The sequence below is a fragment of the Ruegeria sp. D4 genome (assembly GCF_056534475.1).
Genome location: NZ_JBQFPJ010000018.1, coordinates 35,444 through 52,926, shown reverse-complemented (window position 1 = coordinate 52,926; position 17,483 = coordinate 35,444). Strand labels below are relative to the sequence as shown.

At 54.8% G+C, this 17,483-nt stretch carries 9 protein-coding genes; all 9 read right to left on the bottom strand.

The window, feature by feature from the left end:
* Positions 1–4: 4 nt before the first annotated feature.
* The 9 genes from ACR0MI_RS19410 to ACR0MI_RS19370 all read right to left on the bottom strand — a co-directional run bounded on the left by ACR0MI_RS19410 (position 5) and on the right by ACR0MI_RS19370 (position 17,298).
* The gene (locus tag ACR0MI_RS19410; RefSeq protein ID WP_480855291.1) at positions 5–3,307 is read right to left on the bottom strand and encodes a TM0106 family RecB-like putative nuclease; all 3,303 of its coding nucleotides are present in this window, start codon (positions 3,305–3,307) and stop codon (positions 5–7) included.
* On the bottom strand, positions 3,304–5,913 hold the full coding sequence (locus tag ACR0MI_RS19405; RefSeq protein WP_480855289.1) for an AAA family ATPase: 2,610 nt from the start codon (positions 5,911–5,913) through the stop codon (positions 3,304–3,306). Before ACR0MI_RS19405 ends, ACR0MI_RS19410 begins: the two co-directional genes overlap by 4 nt.
* A 3-nt stretch (positions 5,914–5,916) precedes the next feature.
* On the bottom strand, positions 5,917–7,044 hold the full coding sequence (locus ACR0MI_RS19400) for a metallophosphoesterase family protein (protein ID WP_480855287.1): 1,128 nt from the start codon (positions 7,042–7,044) through the stop codon (positions 5,917–5,919).
* 143 nt (positions 7,045–7,187) lie between these two features.
* Complete coding sequence (locus ACR0MI_RS19395) at positions 7,188–8,168, bottom strand: helix-turn-helix transcriptional regulator (protein ID WP_170385636.1); 981 nt, start codon at positions 8,166–8,168, stop codon at positions 7,188–7,190.
* Between the two features lie 67 nt (positions 8,169–8,235).
* A complete protein-coding gene (locus ACR0MI_RS19390; protein WP_480855283.1) occupies positions 8,236–10,173 on the bottom strand; it encodes a DUF262 domain-containing protein in 1,938 nt (645 codons plus the stop codon).
* 10 nt (positions 10,174–10,183) lie between these two features.
* Entirely contained in the window at positions 10,184–11,452 is a 1,269-nt protein-coding gene (locus tag ACR0MI_RS19385; protein ID WP_480855280.1) for a Wadjet anti-phage system protein JetD domain-containing protein, read from the bottom strand.
* Positions 11,449–15,051 (bottom strand): SbcC/MukB-like Walker B domain-containing protein, encoded by a 3,603-nt coding sequence (locus ACR0MI_RS19380; RefSeq protein WP_480855278.1) that lies wholly within the window; start codon positions 15,049–15,051, stop codon positions 11,449–11,451. The genes ACR0MI_RS19385 and ACR0MI_RS19380 overlap by 4 nt, the downstream gene beginning before the upstream one ends.
* Positions 15,044–15,895: a DUF4194 domain-containing protein gene (locus ACR0MI_RS19375; RefSeq protein ID WP_480855276.1), complete on the bottom strand. Its 852-nt coding sequence runs from the start codon at positions 15,893–15,895 to the stop codon at positions 15,044–15,046. Before ACR0MI_RS19375 ends, ACR0MI_RS19380 begins: the two co-directional genes overlap by 8 nt.
* Positions 15,892–17,298 (bottom strand): Wadjet anti-phage system protein JetA family protein, encoded by a 1,407-nt coding sequence (locus ACR0MI_RS19370; RefSeq protein ID WP_480855273.1) that lies wholly within the window; start codon positions 17,296–17,298, stop codon positions 15,892–15,894. Before ACR0MI_RS19370 ends, ACR0MI_RS19375 begins: the two co-directional genes overlap by 4 nt.
* Positions 17,299–17,483: the final 185 nt, after the last annotated feature.

The following is a 17,483-nucleotide window of genomic DNA, read 5'->3' as shown; positions in this document are numbered from 1 at the left end:
CTTTCTAAGTCCACACACGTAACCCCGCGAGCGTGTTGACCAACCGCATCTGTTCCAACGTTGCACATGGCGTTTCAACCAGTCTTGGGGAGGCAAAGACAAGGCTCAGGCCTTTTGCCCGGCTCACGGCAACATTCAGACGTTCCCTGGAGAGAAGAAAATCTAGTCCGCGCTGTGTTTCCTCGGCGGACGAGGCGGTCATCGATACAAGCGCAATTGGCGCTTCTTGGCCTTGAAACTTGTCCACTGTGCCCACCCTGACACCGGGCAATGCCTCTGAGAGCGCATTGACCTGTGCGTTGTAGGGCGCAACTACGATGATATCGTGACGCTGGATTTGGCGCGTATTCCCAACCTTGTCAGTCCAACTGCCTTCCTGAAGCCGCTCGACCATAGCGGAGATGGCAGCGACCTCCTCTTCGGCTTCCTGCGCGCGCCCTTCATGTGCGATGGGCACCAGAAATGCTCCTGCATGCGGTAACCCGTCTACGTCGACCTTTTGCCGCGTCGTTTCCTCGTGTGCTTGTAGCGTACCTTCGTAAATCTGCTCCGAGATGTATTTGCAGAGATCTGGATGCATACGTCGCGTTGTATCGAGATAGACCCCACAGTCCGCTGAAACGACAGCCTGGTCCCCGATAATCCAATCGAGGCAAGACAGGTGTGCCGGGGAAGGATGCGACCCTTGGATGACTTGCGGCAATTGTCTGGGGTCTCCCACTAGAACCAGATTGTCTGCTGCTCGCGTCATGGCAAGCGCATTGGCTAAGCTGACCTGTCCCGCCTCGTCCACAAAGAGGTAGTCGAAACTATTTTCCAAGTCCGTGCGTGAGAACAACCAAGCTGTCCCGCCAACGATATTGGCACCTCTATGGCGACTGTCGTCGGCCTTTGAAGACACCTGAATAGCCTCATAGCCTTCAGGAAAAGGGTCATCCCCAGCCTTCCCCTTATAAACAATCTCAACACCATCGCCGTCTAGATTGCTACCTTCCATCGCCTCGACACACCCCATTAAGACGTTCTTGATTGCCTCGTGGCTGTTGGACGCTACACCGATCCGCTTGCCCTTTCGTACCAGGTGCAAGATCGCGCGTGCCGTCACATAGGTTTTGCCTGTGCCAGGTGGCCCTTGCACCGGCAGTACCGTATTATCCATGGCATCAACGGCAGCACAAAGCCGATGCACTGGATCACCTGATGCAACCAGTGGTGAAACCCCACGAAAACGTGGCGCTGAACGGGTTAAAAGATCTGTTGCTGAGTGATTGATCCTATCGCTGCATTGATCATCGATCACAGCGGCAATTGCCTCTCCAATCGCCTTGGTCTGAAGTGCGAAGGCTGGCAACAAGTCCAACTGCTCAGGCAGGTCAAACCCTTGCCTCAAAGACACCTTAACCGTGACTTCACGCCGTTTTTTGTCAATCGCAGTGATTGTAAGGCCAACTACCGTACCATCTCCTCGCGCAGCAGAAACACTGCTTCCCTTGCGCAGTTTCGTGGCCTGATAGGGGTATTTGTAGAGCCGTTCAGTAGACTGTTTGATAATGTGACTTGGCGCTTGAGCCCGTAAACCAGCAAGACACTCCAGATCATCTGCCAGTTCGTCAAAAGTTTTTTTGACGGAATCATACACCGCCCAGGCAGCAGGTTTTTTCTCCCGTGGATGAAACCGGCCCAAATCAAAGAGAACCTTTTGGCGATCCTCCGGCAGGTCGCTTGCCGCTAGCTGCGCTTTAAGGCTTTCCTCTTCCGGGTCGGAAGGGTCTGTCTCTTGTTCCAATTTGGGCGCAGATAGAGAGTTCCATATCGCATCACCCGGCCGTTGCACCAAAAGCCAATCCCGAAGCTCCTGTGTCGAGATGCAATCGATGCGGTTGTAATCCTCAATCTCGTCCAGAATTTTCTGATCATTGCTCTCCCGCCACTCTTCATAAGCTACCACTGACCCGCCGGCCGTGGTTACCTCACCGCTCCGTTCCACGGCGTAAAATGCCTCCATGTCCTTGATCGAATAGCTTTTCTCCGACGCTACGATCCCGCCGCGTACCACAGCGTATAAGTCCACGAAGCGCCCCTCACGTAGCCATTGATCCAACTGCGCCTCACCCACGCCGTAGCGCGTGCAGAGCTTCCTGAGCGCGGTAATCTCATATGGGGCGTAGTGGTAAATCCGCGCCAGCGGATATGCTGCAAGCCGGTCAGTGAAATAGGCAAACAGGTCTATCAGGGCCTGCCTTTCCTGCGCATGATCATGGGCCCAGAAGGCCGTGAAAACCTGCCCGTCCCAGATGCCGTGCAGATACTCTAGACCATCAGCCTGTCCCTCGCGATAGAACGGGTCACCTTCGATATCATAGTATAGATCGCCCTCCTGAGCCTCCGGCAACAGGTCAAACCCTTTGCCTTCAACCCGTGGACGCAGTTCTGCTCGCGGCTCACCCAATTTGCGCGCCTCTTGCAATCGCGCCTGCGCCCGCAACGCACCCAGCGTCTCGACAGCGATGTTCGGCACATGTCCATCGCTTTCGGCCAAGCCCCGCATGGTATTGATCCCAGCACTTTCCAGCCTTTTGACCTGCTGTTTTGAGATCCCTGCCACTCGGAACAGACTGTCTTCAGTCTCCCAAACCTCGGCACAATGCTCACGCCACCGACATAAGCCGCAACTGCTGCACGGCACAGGCCGTGTCGCACCCGGTTCGGCAACAAACCTCTCCAGCCTTCGCCGCGCCGCCCGCGCATAGGCTGCATACTCACTCAACCGAAAACTGAACCGTTCCCCTGTGCCAAGTTCCACATGCGCCCGGTCAGGCGCACGACCCTGCACCGTTGCTATCAAATCGGAATAAAGAACCAGTTGAAGAACGTGCCCTGGCGCGGGTTTGCGCTTCAACTTGGTATCCGTCACTTCATAGGAGAATGATCCCAACTCGGATGGCAGGTCGACTCGTTCCAAAAAGTCTGAATACCCACCCCACATCCCGCCTTCCAAGGCACCTTGAAACACAACCTCAGGCCCTTCGGCCAGGGCTGCAAGTGTCGCTTCCACGGCTTGACTGAACGGCACGCCTTCAGTTGCGACCTCAATGATCGACCGGCCTTGAGACCGCAAACGGTCCAGATGCGCGGCCTCATGAGCATCGCCATGAGCTTGCAACAAAGCGGCATCGGCACTGTCTTGAACTGGCTCGGCCCCCCAGCCCTGCAAATACGCCAAATCCAAGGCGCTTGCATGCGCGCAGCCCATGAACCGCATCAGGTCCGAGGCCGACAGCCGTATGTCCGCTCCGTCCCGCTTCAAGCCGCATCGTCCGCCCGGTTGATCGACAATAGATCACCGCCCAATCCGCGGAATGCCCGTTGCCGACAAGAAAACACAATGATCTGCAAATTGCTCGACCGCAGGGTCAATGCGTTGAACATCTGCTCAATGCGGTCGTCATCCGTATAAACTATTGCGTCATCGAGGATGAGTGGCGCTGGCCGACCCTGCTTGGCAAGGATATTGGCAAATGCCAGTCGCACCATTAGAGAGATTTGCTCTCGCGTACCGCCCGAAAGCACCTCAAAGTCCTCTTCCACGCTGCGTCGGGTGATCCGGATTATTGTACCGCTTTCCGCATCAATCTCGGGTTCTGCGTCCGGCCACAGCATCCTTAACAGCGGCTCCAATTCATCTGTCACCGGTTTGACATGGGCCTCCAACGCCGCTTTACGCGCCGCATCTAACGCCGCCTTGAGGCGCCGGTTCACTTCCACTTCGAACTCAATTTCGGCTAACCGCGCCTCGGCAGTTTCCAACTGGCCCTCGACGAAGGCGAGTTCCTCCTCCGGCGCATCCGAACTGGACAGCCGGATACGTTCACTCAGTCCGGCGAGCTCACGCTCCAATTTCTCGCCAAGGATGCGGCTGTTCTCGATAACGCTTCTGGCGCGATCAACGGCAACCTTTGCAGCGTCCAGGTCGATGACAGCCTCCCGCAATGTGGCCAAACCATCCCGCGCCTCGGTCAGCTCTCCGACGAGCTTTTGTAGCGTCTCATCTTGACTGGCAATCTCAGCCTCCGGGTCCTTCACACCACCCAGCGCCGTTTGTGCCGCCTGCAAGAGCGCTTCGGCCGATGCCGCCTCCCTCTGTTCAGCCTCTAGCGTATCTCGGAGGGTATCGAATGCTTCTTCCGCGGCGCTCAATTCTACAGCGGCGCCGTGCAGCGCCTCTTTGGTCTCAGCTTCCGCTTTCTCCGCATCCGCGCGGACCGGCAAGTCAACATCTGTTTCTATGGCATCCGGCAGTTCCGCCAGAGCTGCACGCAACCTTTCGACACCTTTCGGCGCAATCGCTTTGAACTCGGCCTCCTTCGTGCGCAGTTGCTCCTCCCTTGCCGTCCTGATTTGTGCCGATGCGCGCGCCGCTTCGACGGTGGGATATCCGGAGCTGGCCAAAGCTTGATCCAGTGCCTTCTGCGCAGCACCGACACCACCGCCTTCAGTGCTGTCATTGGGCGTTATCGACATACGCCCGACGCCCGAAATCTGAAGGTCAGTGACTTCGGTGATGGGATGATCGCGGTCCCCCTCAACGACTTCTCCACGCCACAGAACTTTATCTGCACCTGCCCCGTCGTATGTGATGCGTAAAATCGGCGCCGCAGCTTCTCGCGCCCGTTCTGCCACTGAAAGCGCAGTTGCAAGCCCTTCCAGCTGTTGCAGCCCCATGGTCGAAATCTCCTGACCAATTTCGGCTTTCAAGGTTTCGATCTCACCGCGCAGCGTCTCGGCACCGGCAATCTGGCGCGTCAGTTCCTCGCGCCGCGCGACAGCCCCGGCTGAAGCCTCGGACTGCATGACCAACTTCAGCTGTTCTGTCGCTGTGTTGTGCGCTGCCTGAGCCTTGCTCTGGGCTGTCTTGGCCTTTTCCCGACGGCCCCGCGCCGTGTCAAATGCCCCCTGCGCTTTCTCTGTTCGCTCGGCGGTTCTTTTGACAGAACTTTGGGCTTTGGCCAGTCCTTCAACGTCCAACCGCAACTTTTCGACCTTCTCTCGCGCTCGGGTCTCCTTGGCCTCGAGGGCATCGAATCGGCCTAGTGCAAGCTGCACATCCGCATCCTGTTTTTCCGCCTCAGAGAGGCACTTTTCGGCCTCTTTCAACCGGCCCAATCGTGCTGTGGTCTCTTCTTCGTCCCGAAGCTCCGCCAGCTCCGCTCTTACAGCACGACGGCGTTTTAGTGCCTCCTCCAACGCAGTTACCCGCTCCAGCACAACATCGCGATGGCTGGTAAGGTCGGCGACAGTCTCGGACGCCATTTGCAACGGCCCGCCGGTTTTAGGCTTACCAGTTGCGGTCACATTCGCCTTCAGAACCTCCTCGCAAGCCTTGGAAGCTCTGTCCATTCGCCGCCCGACCGTCATGGACTCCACTTCGCCGGTGACCAGCTTCATGATATCCTGACGGGCGGTGTTTTCCGCACTGTCGCTCGACACTTCAACCACGCCCTGGCGGACCCAAAGCAAGGCTGCCGGACCACCCTCTTTCGGCGCAGCGACCATGCTGGCCAGGGTATCCTCAGCCTGCTCGCCCTGCGCAACCAAGACCCCGTCTTTCGTAAGGCTCGCTTGCTTGCGCTTGCCAGAGGAACTCCACCGCTTGAACAGCGTCCAAGAGGCGCCATCCAGATCGAAACAGATCGTCACCTCCGGATCCCCCCCGACCTTCGGGATCAGCCCCTTGATCCGTTGGTTTTGCGACCGGTGACTTTCAAAAAATCCGGCCTGTAACGCATCGAAGAACGTCGATTTTCCGCTCTCGTTGGGAGCCGACAACACGTTTAGCCCCGGTCCAATGTTGTCGATGGTCACAGGTTCAACAAAGCGGCGCACATTTCGTAAGGATATGGATGTAATCATCATAACTCAGCCCTCCCGAACCAGAGACCACAGCCGGTTCAGTGCCGCCTGCGCCACGCGCGCATCGTGCTCTGACACTCCCTGAGCTTCTGCTTCGACTTGCAATTCCTCGGCCGCAACTCGGAGCGCCCCACCGGTTGCAATAAGGTCCAAGTCACCGGCTTGGTACTCCGTCGCGAGTTCGTCATCGAACAACACAAATCGCCCGAAATCTGGTGCGACTTTGGCCGCCGCATCCTCCAGCGCTGCACGCTCTTCCATGTGCAAGTAGCCTTGTGCTTCGATCCGCAATAGTTGGTCGCGCCGCTGTGCCGTTTCGGGATCAAGCAATGCTTCAAAAGCTCCCATGACGTCCATGTTGGGCGTCAGGCTCAATTGTTTGGCGCTCCAATAGAACCGTCCTGTTTCCACCCGTTTAATCGACGGTACAGCCCCTGAGCCTGCAATCGTCACGACATGGCATGAACCGCGCCCTTCATGTCGGTACGAGGCTCGTTCCGGTGTGCCGGAAAACTGGGTGCGCGGGTTCACGTCAACAACGCCGTGCCAATCCCCCAACGCCAGGTAATCCAGCTGTGCACTCTCGGCTCGGTTCGGCGGGACTAAAGTGGATGCGTCGTAATCGTCGCCAAAATCAGTGATTCCGCCATGCGCCAATCCAATGCGCAGCGCATTCTCGGGGGTCTCGGCCGCAGGCATCCAAGCAGTCAGGTCATGGCCAGGAAATTGCCGCGGCCATGGTGAAGGCAGCAACCAAACGCCCGCCTCGACTTCGACGGGTTCGGCCTCACGGAGGACATGAACATTTGGCCCCGCCTCCTCCCCAAAGAGCCGCCAAAGTTCTTCGGCGGCTAACGAGTCATGGTTGCCAGGAATGATCCACCAATGCACATCGCCATCCGCCGACATCTCTGTCGCCGCCTGACGACGCACTCCATCGCTCGGCCCGGTTGTGTCAAATGTATCCCCAGCGACCAGAATATGCCGCGCTTCATGGTCCCGCGCCGCTTGCACCAAACGCGACAACACCTCGTGACGTGCCTCGATCAGCCGGCCTCGTAATTCTTCGGGCATCGTCCCGAAACCGCTTCCCAAGTGCAGATCGGACGTATGAACAAATGTAAAACCAACCATCTCTTACCCTCATCGAATCGAATTGACGTGGCCTCTCCCCAAACACCCAACTTATTTGACACCTAGGGGCGTCAAAAGCTGTCATGCCCTCGCGACTGAACCTAAACCAAGAACTTGACGCGCCGAACAAATTAGGAACAAACTTACGGTAGCGCCTCGAAATCAGAACGCCGCGCGACATGGACCAGATCCCGCAACGCCTTTGGTGAGACCACCTCGACCTCATCCCCCCATTGATAGAGATGCCACGCCATTTCGAGCCACCCTCCTGCTCGAAACCGCACTTCGAGCCGACCATCGCCGAGCCGTTTTACGACTTGTTTGGGGTGAAACTGCCAGTTTGCTGCTCGGTCCGCCGCTGCCTTGCTGAAGATCCAAACCACTTCAGTAACCTGATCAGGATTGTGATAGGAGCCAAACGCCGCCTCTGCATAACTCGAAAGGTCGAAATCAGGCGCTCGTTCGAACCAATCCTTCGTCACTTCAGCATCTTCGATCCGGTCCAGCCTAAAATGACGTAGATTGTTACCTTTAGCCGGTTGTCGCGCCACGAGATATCGGCGCGCTCCCAAAAGAACGCCGTATGGCTCCACCAACCGCACTTCTCCACCATATACGATACGCATCACGTTGAAGCCCCGGATCGCCTTTGCTATCGCTTCGACAACCTCACGATCTGCATATGCAACAGGCCCCGGCCTGGCAGCCATGCCAAAGGCTTCGAGCGCCGCCTCGGCGTCTGTCTCCGCTATTCTCGCCTTTGCAGATGGCAACGCCGCCAACAACCGATCTCGCAGCGCTTGCAAAGCCTGCCTTTGCCTTACGTCCCCCGGTTCGTCTAACCGCGACAAAGCGACTTCAATCGCCTCTAGTTCCTCGGCCCCATTCAAGTGCAACCCGGCTAAAGCTGATGAAGTTATCTTCCATCGTCTTATTCTGTCGGGATCGGCGTCATTGACCGATACGCTATCGCCAAAAATCTCATGTAGCGCCTGCGTCATTCGCTGCGCCGTTCGCTTTGCGACACCAAATTCTTCTTCAATCTCCCTCAGGCTAACACCCATGTGTCGGGACATTGCCATGTCCGCCAATCGCAAGATATCCCGCGCCTTTTCAAAAGACATTTGCCCTCCTCATGAGTGAAACAGGAGCATTAGTGGAAGCGCGCAGCGCGGTTAAGCGACTGGAATACTAGTTCGGTGCCGGCCAGATTTCAGTCGCCAGATTCGCGAGATACTCACCTCTCGAGCGAATTTCTTCTTCGTCCCAAGACGCTTTCTCCGCCACTTTTCGATTAAGCGTTAAATTGGAGTGCTCTACAAGTTTCAGGGCTTTTTCTTCAAATCCAAGGTTGCCGAGCGATTGGTTCAGTCTGTCCGTTGTGATCGTCAAGTTCCCAAGTGTTTGGATAGCCTCTTCACGCTCAAAATACCCCGGCACATCACTGTCCAACTCAGCGACGAAATGGCCGTCCAACGGCCAGTTCGGTTCCCAAGTTTGCGGCATGATGTGTTCGACCCACAACGATTGCGGTCGCATTGTTTCTTCAGTCATTGATGTGCGGCTTGCCAGCTCCAGTGACCAAAGAATATCAGTAAGAATACGAGACGGCACGCGGCCGTAAGCGCGTTTCTCAAGAATACAGCTGATTAGCTCCGCGTCACCTGGGAACCGCGTTGTATCCATAGTCATATCTGCAAAAAATGCTCGCGTGACCTCAACTGAGACTCCTTTCCGATGAAACGCGTCAGCTAACCTTGCGAACAGATGATTGAGGTTCTTGGCCGTCAAGTCGCATAAGATCCGACGAACCAAAAAACTGTCCAACCATCTTGCAATCTGCCAACGTTCGACTGAATCTAGGTCAGAAGCGGCGATCTGAAACGCGATTGGGTATGCTGTCGTGTTTTGCCATAGACGTAGCCGCTCACCGAGCCATGCTACGTCTTCAGCTCCTTCACACCGATCCTCCAAAGTTTCGTAGGTTGGTACGTGCTTCTGTAGGACGGCCAGTTCTTCTTCAACTCTCTCATAACGGGGTCGTCTATTCGGCGCAGCCCAGGCTCTGTACTCGGCGTAAAGCTCACGGACAGTTATCCTGTTTCCGGTCTCAGCTGTTAGAACCCCTGCGAGGAAGTGGTCAATGCGTGGGCGAGCCGGGCGCGCATTTGGAGCGTTCTCTCGCCACCATCCATCGTCAAATGGCCTCCAAACCTGATCATATAACGCTTCGGCAAGTTCGCGTGCGTTATCCTTGCCACGGTTTTGAGCCTCAGCCCGGTGAAAAATGTTGTTCCTAACTAGGTCCATGGCCAGGAGTGGCTGACCTTTAGAGTTCAAAGTTTCGAAGATTACTTGTGCATCGTCCTCTGGACCTAGCGTGATCACAATGAGCTTGAGGTGGAACACGAGCGCCTCCAGAAGCGCATCGAGTCTTCTTTTTTCTTCCTCTGGACCCGCTTCGTCGTCTTCAAAGGCAGCTTCACTCTCGTTCTCTACATCTATGTCTACTTCGTAGTCATCTCCCGCTCCGCTCCCGGCGAAATCTTCAATTTGCGCGATAAAATACTCATAAGCCCGTAGTGCACGGACGGGAGTATTTTGTGGCACACTGCCTCCCCAGTAATACCCGTGATGTTCGTTTCTCACATCCTGGTAGGGCTTTTCGAGAATGTCCAAAAAGACCAAACGATCTACTGGAGTTGGTGTTAGCTTGAAACGCGCAAGGGGATCCGTATCCGCTCTACCGGTCTGATTGAAAAGGTATTTCTCAATTTGATCGATGAGCGCGACATATCCTTTATTGCGAGCGACCTCGCGCATTGAAGAGAGCAAAATCAGAAAGGTAGTCAATCGTTGTTGACCATCCACGACATGCACGGTTGGCGTGGCTCCAAAAGATCTTGTCGTCGCGTCAGGTGCTAACAGCAACGCTCCCATGTAGTGGTCAAACCTCGCATGTCCCTCCAAGACCTCAGTGGCCTTGGCCACTACGTCCAACCAAAATGCGCTGGTTCTACCATCGTAGTTCTTGTGATCGTGCCATTGATATTGCCTTTGATAGAGCGGAACAACAAACCGTTCATTTCGGCTCAACACATCTGTCACTTTAAATTCGCGTGCATCCATTGCTGGCCCACTACCTCTCGTTCACACCAAGGCTACTCGCCTTACTAAAACCTATATTGGGTTCGTTGACTTCCATTGAAGGAATTGAAACTGTCGCTATGTGGCAAACCGGCACTGGATCCAGCTCTTCTTGCTCCAAGGTGAAGGCATCCTCGCTAGCAAGCCACGCGATCAGCTCCCGCGCCGGGGAGTTCTCGGAAACTGAGATTGCCTTGGCGGAGCGGGGTTTTCCATGTTTGCGCGCCAGATCAGGTGACATTTGATGCAGAGAAACAGGAGCTTTTGAACAGCGTGCAACAGCATCTGCAATTGCAGCGCCAGCCATGTCGATATCCCCCCAATGAAACACGCCTTGGGTGACATGTTCTGAAAGCTTCGCGATCAGCTGCTTCTCTCCGAATCCCAGCCAGCCGCCCGTATAGAGTACTGCTGTATTAGGGGTGAGGGCTTCTGCGACATAACGATTGAAGCTTGCGTAGTTTTCAATGGTCACGAGCGCGCGTAGTGGGCTGACCTCAAGCGTGTCGATCATTGAAGGGTGAATGCCCAAATGCAGCTTTCTGTCGAAGTGCGACTGCGCAAAGGGAATATCCGCAGTAAACTGAACGAGGTGTGCAAACTTTTCTAAACCCAGATCTGAGTGGATCATTTCGTCTTTGACATCAACGCCGTAGAGATCGATTGCGCGGAGCTCTGCAAGGATTCTCGTCAAATGGCGCTCAATCAGTTTCGAGTCTCCGCATTCCACTCGGGAATATGTTCGTAAGTCTCGACCGTCGGTCACATCTTTCGAGAGCGCCGCCCCATAGGCCTTGAGGTATTCTTTCACGGGCTGAAGGTCATCTTCACTCATACGGTGAGGGCGCTTGTTCAATTCCCATTGCTCCAATAGTCGCTCCATGGCCTCTGACGCATATCCTCGGTGTTTTTCGGGCAATGTTTTCAGAAATCTCTCCAGAGTGTTCCTGGCACCTGCCAGCTTGCCTGCTTTAGGTGTCCGGCCTGTCATATTGTAAAGAACATCCGCGTCAGCCAATACGACGCGCTTCATCAGGTGCGATAGGTCACCCTTGTCCATCTCGACATGGACAGCCCCTATACGCTGAGCATGCTGGATAGCCTCTTGAAACTGCCTCTGCTTGGCGGGGTCCCGGAAGGCCTGGAAAACAAACTCTCCGATCTTGGGACCTAGTCGGCCATCCCGCTCAGCCGCCTCGTGACGGTCGAGCAGTTTGGCAAACAGTTCCCCTGCAACCCGGTGTCGCTTCCTGGCGCTCATTCAGCTGCCTCTGTCGCCGCGTTGAGAGTGGGAAGGCGACCGATATGTCCGGACTGCACCTGCTGGCGGAAACCATCGATCCCAAGATGCTCGGGATTGGCTTGTCGAAGTTCCTTCTTGGTCCGGTTTCCAATCTTCTCCACGTCAATGAAGAGTTCCGGAACGCCCGGGGCCTTGGAAATGGTGACGATGGTGTCGGCCACTTCCATGAAGCTGGTCCGCTTTTCTTCGGGTGCTGCAATCAGGATTTGCAGATTTAGGTCACGATAGAGGCGAATAAGTTCCTGTGTGCTGCGGATATCAAGTTTATTGAATGCCTCGTCGAAGCATACGAGACCCATCCCCATGCTCTCGCCCGGACGCGCATTTGGGTAGTAGGCTGCGGCCATGGAGGCAGCGATAGCCACGTAGTAGGGGGTCTGCTTCTGTCCGCCTGAACCCTTGCCGATCCGGTCTGTCAGGTTTCCGGTCACGGCAATGTCTGTTTTCAGGCCATCCACACCCTGGTTGTCGATATCAACGTCAGTGACCTCATCCCGGGTCATGACGAGTTCGAACTCGAAATACTGGCGATAGTCCTCGAACTTGGCGGCACCTTCTTCGGATTTGAAAATCTCCCGAATAATGTCGACGGCCTGGTTCAGGATTTCGTCTCCGCCTTCCATCAGAAGGGTTTCCGCTTTGTCAGCCTCTTCCGAGACGCGTTGGGCCATCTGGTAGAGAGGTTTCATGGTGGGGTCGATCTTCCAGTCGAAGACATAGGTCATACCTTCAAACTTGTGGCGCCGGATCCGCTTGTTAAGTTTGCGCATCTCTGAGAGTGCGCCTTTGAGGTTATCATTGAGCTTGGTCATGAAGACCTCACGCACCTCAAGGCGGGTCACCTCCCGGAATTCGCTGATCTGCTTCTGATATTTCAAAAGCTCGTTGTCCTCCATGTAGAGAACATGGGTCACCAACCAGTTCAGAATGTCTGGTTCTGATTTCTTGGCGAGCTCGATATCTTCATCAAAATCCGCCAGGTAGGAGGCAATGCCCCGCATCCGGCGAGCCCGGCGCCCAGCGGCTTCACTGTTGGCATCAAGCTCCTTACGCTTCTCCTTGCGAAGCCTTTCTACATTGTCGATATGCCAGGCTTCGTCTTGCTCCGAGATCCTGTCGAGTCGCGCCTTCAACGAAGAAATTGAGCGTCCCTTCGCAGGGTGATCCATGTGGTAAAGGGCATGTCTCCACCGCATATTCTCTGAGCCCTTGTCGATTTCGGCAATTTCATCGCATTCCGCCTGATGGCGAGCGCGCGTGTCGTCCTCTTCTCTTGCCTTCTCACTGGCTTTGGTTTGCTGTCTGATCAGCTTGTTCTTGCGATCTTCCAGCTCTCCCTCCCGATAGACCTTCAGCTTGTTGATGTTCTCGCCATGTGCCTTGATATCTGCGATCAGCTCACGGACGTCATCAGACACTTCTTCATCCCGCCGACGCTCGAGGTCTTTGAGGGTATTCAGACATTCTTCGATTTCAGCCACACGTGCGCTGGCTTCCTGGGTATCGAGTTGCCCAACGGCCTGAAAGAGTGCCACGCCGTTCTGAAGTCTCTTCATGTCGGCTTTACGACGATCAATCTCTGATGTGTAATCCTGAACTTGGGTCTGAAGCTCGTAGACAAGGCTCTCCTGAGCGACCCGTCCGAGAATAGGAGATCCCATCCGGTTCACACGAACGGAGAACCCCTGGCTTTGTGAGCCATCTTTCATGATTGCGTCAGAGTGCTGCTTCAGCTCGTCAAGGGTGTCGACCATGACCGTGCCGCCGAACTGTGAGTCCAGGAACTTTCTGATCAGATCGTTGTCTGTCTCCAGGATCGACACGATGGCATTTGGTGCTGCATTACGCAGACCCTTTCCACGAGCGAGTTTTTGCGTGTTGATCAGTCGAACTTTCCAGTTGCGATGCTCGCGCTCATAGCCCTGACCTGTTGCCTGTTTTCGGTCTCGAAGCACTCTGTAGGCTTCATCAAAATTTTTCGGATCGACATAGATCGCCTCCTTAAAGGCGCCCAGGCGGGTCTCGAGAGCACGAACCCAATCTTCCATGCCGGGGACGACCTCAACCATCATCGGCAGGGCCTCGGCGAAAATACCTTCACTGACCAGGTATTCGATGAAGTCCTGCACCTGTCCGTCCAGGCCTTTGCCACCCCGTTCGCGAGACCGAAGCTGACGAAGCTTTTCTGTCCGCTTCTCCTCAGCCTGCCGCTGCTGATAAACCATGTCTTCATACTGGGTGTTCAGTGAGACAACGACGCCTTCAGTATCTTTGACGGTCGCAATCAACCGTGAAATTTCGGCAGTATCTTCAGGGAATTTGCCGCTACCGGTAAATTCCCGGCGGATCTCCTCCAGGCGTTCGGCGGCAATCTTCATGTTGCCCGTCGAAATCGGAAGGAAGCGTTTCAGGTCATCCGTATGGCGCAGAGAGGATCCCAGTTTAAGAATGTCGTTGAGCTTGCCGGCAGAGGTTTTGATAACCAGCTCCTGGCTGCCAATCTTCTCCTGTATGAGGGCTTGCGACTGAGAATAGCCGGAAGCCATCTGCTGTTCTTTCTTGGTCTCTCGCAGGCGTTCTTCACGTTCGATCTGCTGATCTACCCGAGTCCGCTCCTGGGTCAATTCCGCCAAATCAACCTCAGCTTGGCGAGTTTTGTCACTGGCTTCTGCGCTGTGGATGGCAGCGATCTGAGCCTTAGACCAGGCGGTCTGGTAGGCGTTTTCCTGAGCCGTAAAAAGCCATTCGGCATGGCTGGCATAGGCTGCACGAAGGGAGCGCGCCTCTCCGATCTTCTTTTTCAGTGTTTCAATGGACGCGGAGATTTCATCCCAAGTTTGAAGATTGGCACGCAGTCGGTCGGTCTGGATGGGATCTTCATCCAGCACGAAGGTTCGAACGAACTCGGTCGGGTCCTTGATTTCCTGGAAGGCGATGGCATTACGAAAGCGGCGGATGTAGTCATCTGCGTTCGGCGTCGCCCCTTTCGGGCGCATCGCTCTGAGGTAGTTTTCGATAAACCCGCGGGCGGAGTTGTTGTGAACCGAATATCCGCGGCCAGATTTCTCCCGTACGCGTTCCAAAATGAATTCCGGGCTGCCGACGACCAGGGTTCCGTCAGGCTCCCGATCTGCGAATTCCTCAAAAGAGAACATAGTGCCTTCCGCGATGAAACGGCAGGTCGTGTGTTCCCGGGGCTCATCCTTGTCGGCATAGATCGTGAGACCAACGGCGCATTCGGCATTTAGGGTGTCGTCCCGGTAGCTAAGGACCAGTATGCTGTGACACGCGTCCCGCGTCAGGCCGAGACGGATGGTGTCTTCGGTCACTCCAAGGCAATATTCTTTTACTGACCGGGTAGATTTGATCGAACTTGCGGCACGGTTCAGACTCAACTTTGAAACCTGGTTGCCCGTTTTGACGGTTTGAATGGCGTCCAGAAGCGTCGATTTTCCGGATCCCATCATCCCGATGATGGCAGTGATCCCATCAATTTCGATATCCTCCAGCTCCAGGAGGTTCCAGTTCATTGCGCTGATGCGTTTCAGTTCAAACATCGGGCAGCTCCTCGGCAACCTTGGAGTTGCTCGTCACGGGGTCTTTGAGGTCTTCTTTTTCAGTCACGTCGGCATGCAGACTGTCAAAGAAATTGGTTTCTTCAGCGTCTTCTTTTCTTGAGGCATCCAGAGCTTGCTGTCGGGCAACCTCTTCAGCTTCAACACGGTTTTTCTCGATATTGGCGAACACGTCGCTCTCTGGATCTTCGGCATCCAAGAAAGCTTCGATCTCCTTCACGAGATCTGGTGTCACCAGGTGCTTGATTGCCGGCATGATCGTGACGGGAATAATCTCTTCTTCGCGATCTTCCTCGCCAACTCGGACAAACCCCTTAGCCCGCCAGAGATCCAGCATCTCTTTCAAACGACTTTTGCTCGGTGTATCCCCACCCCCAAGGGCGGTCAGACGATCAAGAAGGGCGTCTGTATCGATCAAAATACGACCTAGGTCGTCCATTTCGCCATCTCGTGAGCTTTCCTCCCACATGATGCGCAGTGTCAAAAGAAGAAGGCTCTCATCCTTTTTCAGTTTCCCGCGGCGCGTGGCGCCATCTATATTGCCGGGCATCACGATGATGTATTCGTAGATTGAATCGATCAGCAGAACATAACCCAAACCGTGCATCAGCCGGTCGAAATAGGGCTCATGTCGGCAGATGAGCCGGTAGACACTTTTCATGCGGTCGTCAGCGTGCAGGACCTGCTTTTCGATGAGTTGACGGGCAGCTTTCTGGAACTGATCAACAATCATGTCGTCATCATCTCGTGAAACACTGTCGCCTTCGTTCTGGCGATATTTGATTTCGCGATCCAAGGCGCGCTCGAAGTCGTCCAGCATCATCATTTTGAAATCTCCAGTGTTTCGGCGCGTTTTTTGATTTCGAAGTCGGAACAGCTGATCCATTCGTTCTCAAGAGACGTCGGAAGCCTCGTTATTTCCACATCATTGAGGTCATCAGGGAAGATCGTCTTGATGATCATCAAGCGCTCGAAAATGAAGAACTCATCCAGCGAAACGATTTCGATGTCGGAAGCCCTGATGGAGATCTTCTGCCCCATTTTGGTATCCAAAAAGCTTCGAACGCGCTCGGGATTGACCCGTATGCGATCAATGTAATGTCGTTTGGCTGCCTCATAGGCTACCAGTGCGGGGTCTTTAAGGCGCTTTCTGGCGACAACGGGTGGCGGCGCCTTGCGCAGCGGCCGCGATTTGTGGATGGAGCCGCGATCAAAATGTGCATGGACATCCAAAACGTCGTAATTGACTGGAAATTGACTGTTGCTGGCGAGCTTGGATCTCCCCAGGCGTTTGGCTGCATCAATATACTGGCCGGTTTGGTCATCTCCCATTCGGCTCAGAAAGCGGTTGATGTTAAGCACGCGCCGCTCGATCCGCGAGTTGGTTGCCTCGATCATATCGATGTGGCTATCGATACTGCTGAAGACATCTGAAATCGTACTTAGTGAGCTGATGATGTTGTGCTCAGCCTCTTCCAGAGAAGGGGCCCGGCCTTCACGGACAAAAGCTGTGGCTAGCACATTGACTAGAACGGCATCCTCCATCATGGCGCGCACATCCTCTACGAGATCGTGGCGGAATCGGTAGGGGCTGTTTTCGCCACGCAGCTTTCTGTAGTCGGCGATATAGTTGTCGGTAATGTAATTGTGGAAGAATGTGTCCATCATGCCTGCTACACTGGATTGTCCTTTCATGCTTTGTTCGACTTTGCGTAAAGCACCTACGATGGCCCGCAGGTTTGTCATAAAACGTTCTGCATGGGCCCCGGCCAATGTCAGATTTTCTGATGCGCTTTCAGGGTCGCGACGCACGGCGTCGACCAGGGTTTTCACCTGAAGCACTTCCCCGCCAAAGGAGCGCACCTTTCCGGATTTGATGTCCAGCAACGCTTGGAGTAGCAGTCGCGCTTCACTGTTGAGATCGACAACGGTTCTCAGACCGTCTCTGCTTTCTTCCAGCCATTTGGATTTCACTAGATGGCTATAGACCGCGTAGTGCACAGGGCCGTCACGGAGACATTCTTCTCCAGTCAGGCTGGCTTGCCATTCCCGAGCGAGGATGAAGTCTTCGATTGCGCGTTGAACCTGCTTCTTCCGCATAGTTTCCGCCGCATAGCGAAATACCTCGGTCGCCAGATGTTCGACCAGGTCGGCATAAAACATCGCGTTCTCGGTACTGAAGAGCCTGAACTGGCTTGGCTCCAAGGAACCGAATATTGCATTAACCATCAATTGGCCTCATCGAATCGAAGTGACGTTGCCTGTTGCCAAGCGCTCGACTTATTTGACATTTCAGGGCGTCAAAAACTGTCACACCCCACTGGCTGAACTTGAACCTAGATCTTGACAATTAGAACAAAATAGGAACGAATTCGCATTGGCACCGTAAAATCAGAACTCAGGGTGATGTGGAC

Coding starts and splice junctions, on each gene's coding strand:
- ACR0MI_RS19405 (WP_480855289.1), bottom strand. CDS start 5,913: ATGATGATTACATCCATATCCTTACGAAATGTGCGCCGCTTTGTTGAA.
- ACR0MI_RS19400 (WP_480855287.1), bottom strand. CDS start 7,044: ATGGTTGGTTTTACATTTGTTCATACGTCCGATCTGCACTTGGGAAGC.
- ACR0MI_RS19395 (WP_170385636.1), bottom strand. CDS start 8,168: ATGTCTTTTGAAAAGGCGCGGGATATCTTGCGATTGGCGGACATGGCA.
- ACR0MI_RS19390 (WP_480855283.1), bottom strand. CDS start 10,173: ATGGATGCACGCGAATTTAAAGTGACAGATGTGTTGAGCCGAAATGAA.
- ACR0MI_RS19385 (WP_480855280.1), bottom strand. CDS start 11,452: ATGAGCGCCAGGAAGCGACACCGGGTTGCAGGGGAACTGTTTGCCAAA.
- ACR0MI_RS19380 (WP_480855278.1), bottom strand. CDS start 15,051: ATGTTTGAACTGAAACGCATCAGCGCAATGAACTGGAACCTCCTGGAG.
- ACR0MI_RS19375 (WP_480855276.1), bottom strand. CDS start 15,895: ATGATGATGCTGGACGACTTCGAGCGCGCCTTGGATCGCGAAATCAAA.
- ACR0MI_RS19370 (WP_480855273.1), bottom strand. CDS start 17,298: ATGGTTAATGCAATATTCGGTTCCTTGGAGCCAAGCCAGTTCAGGCTC.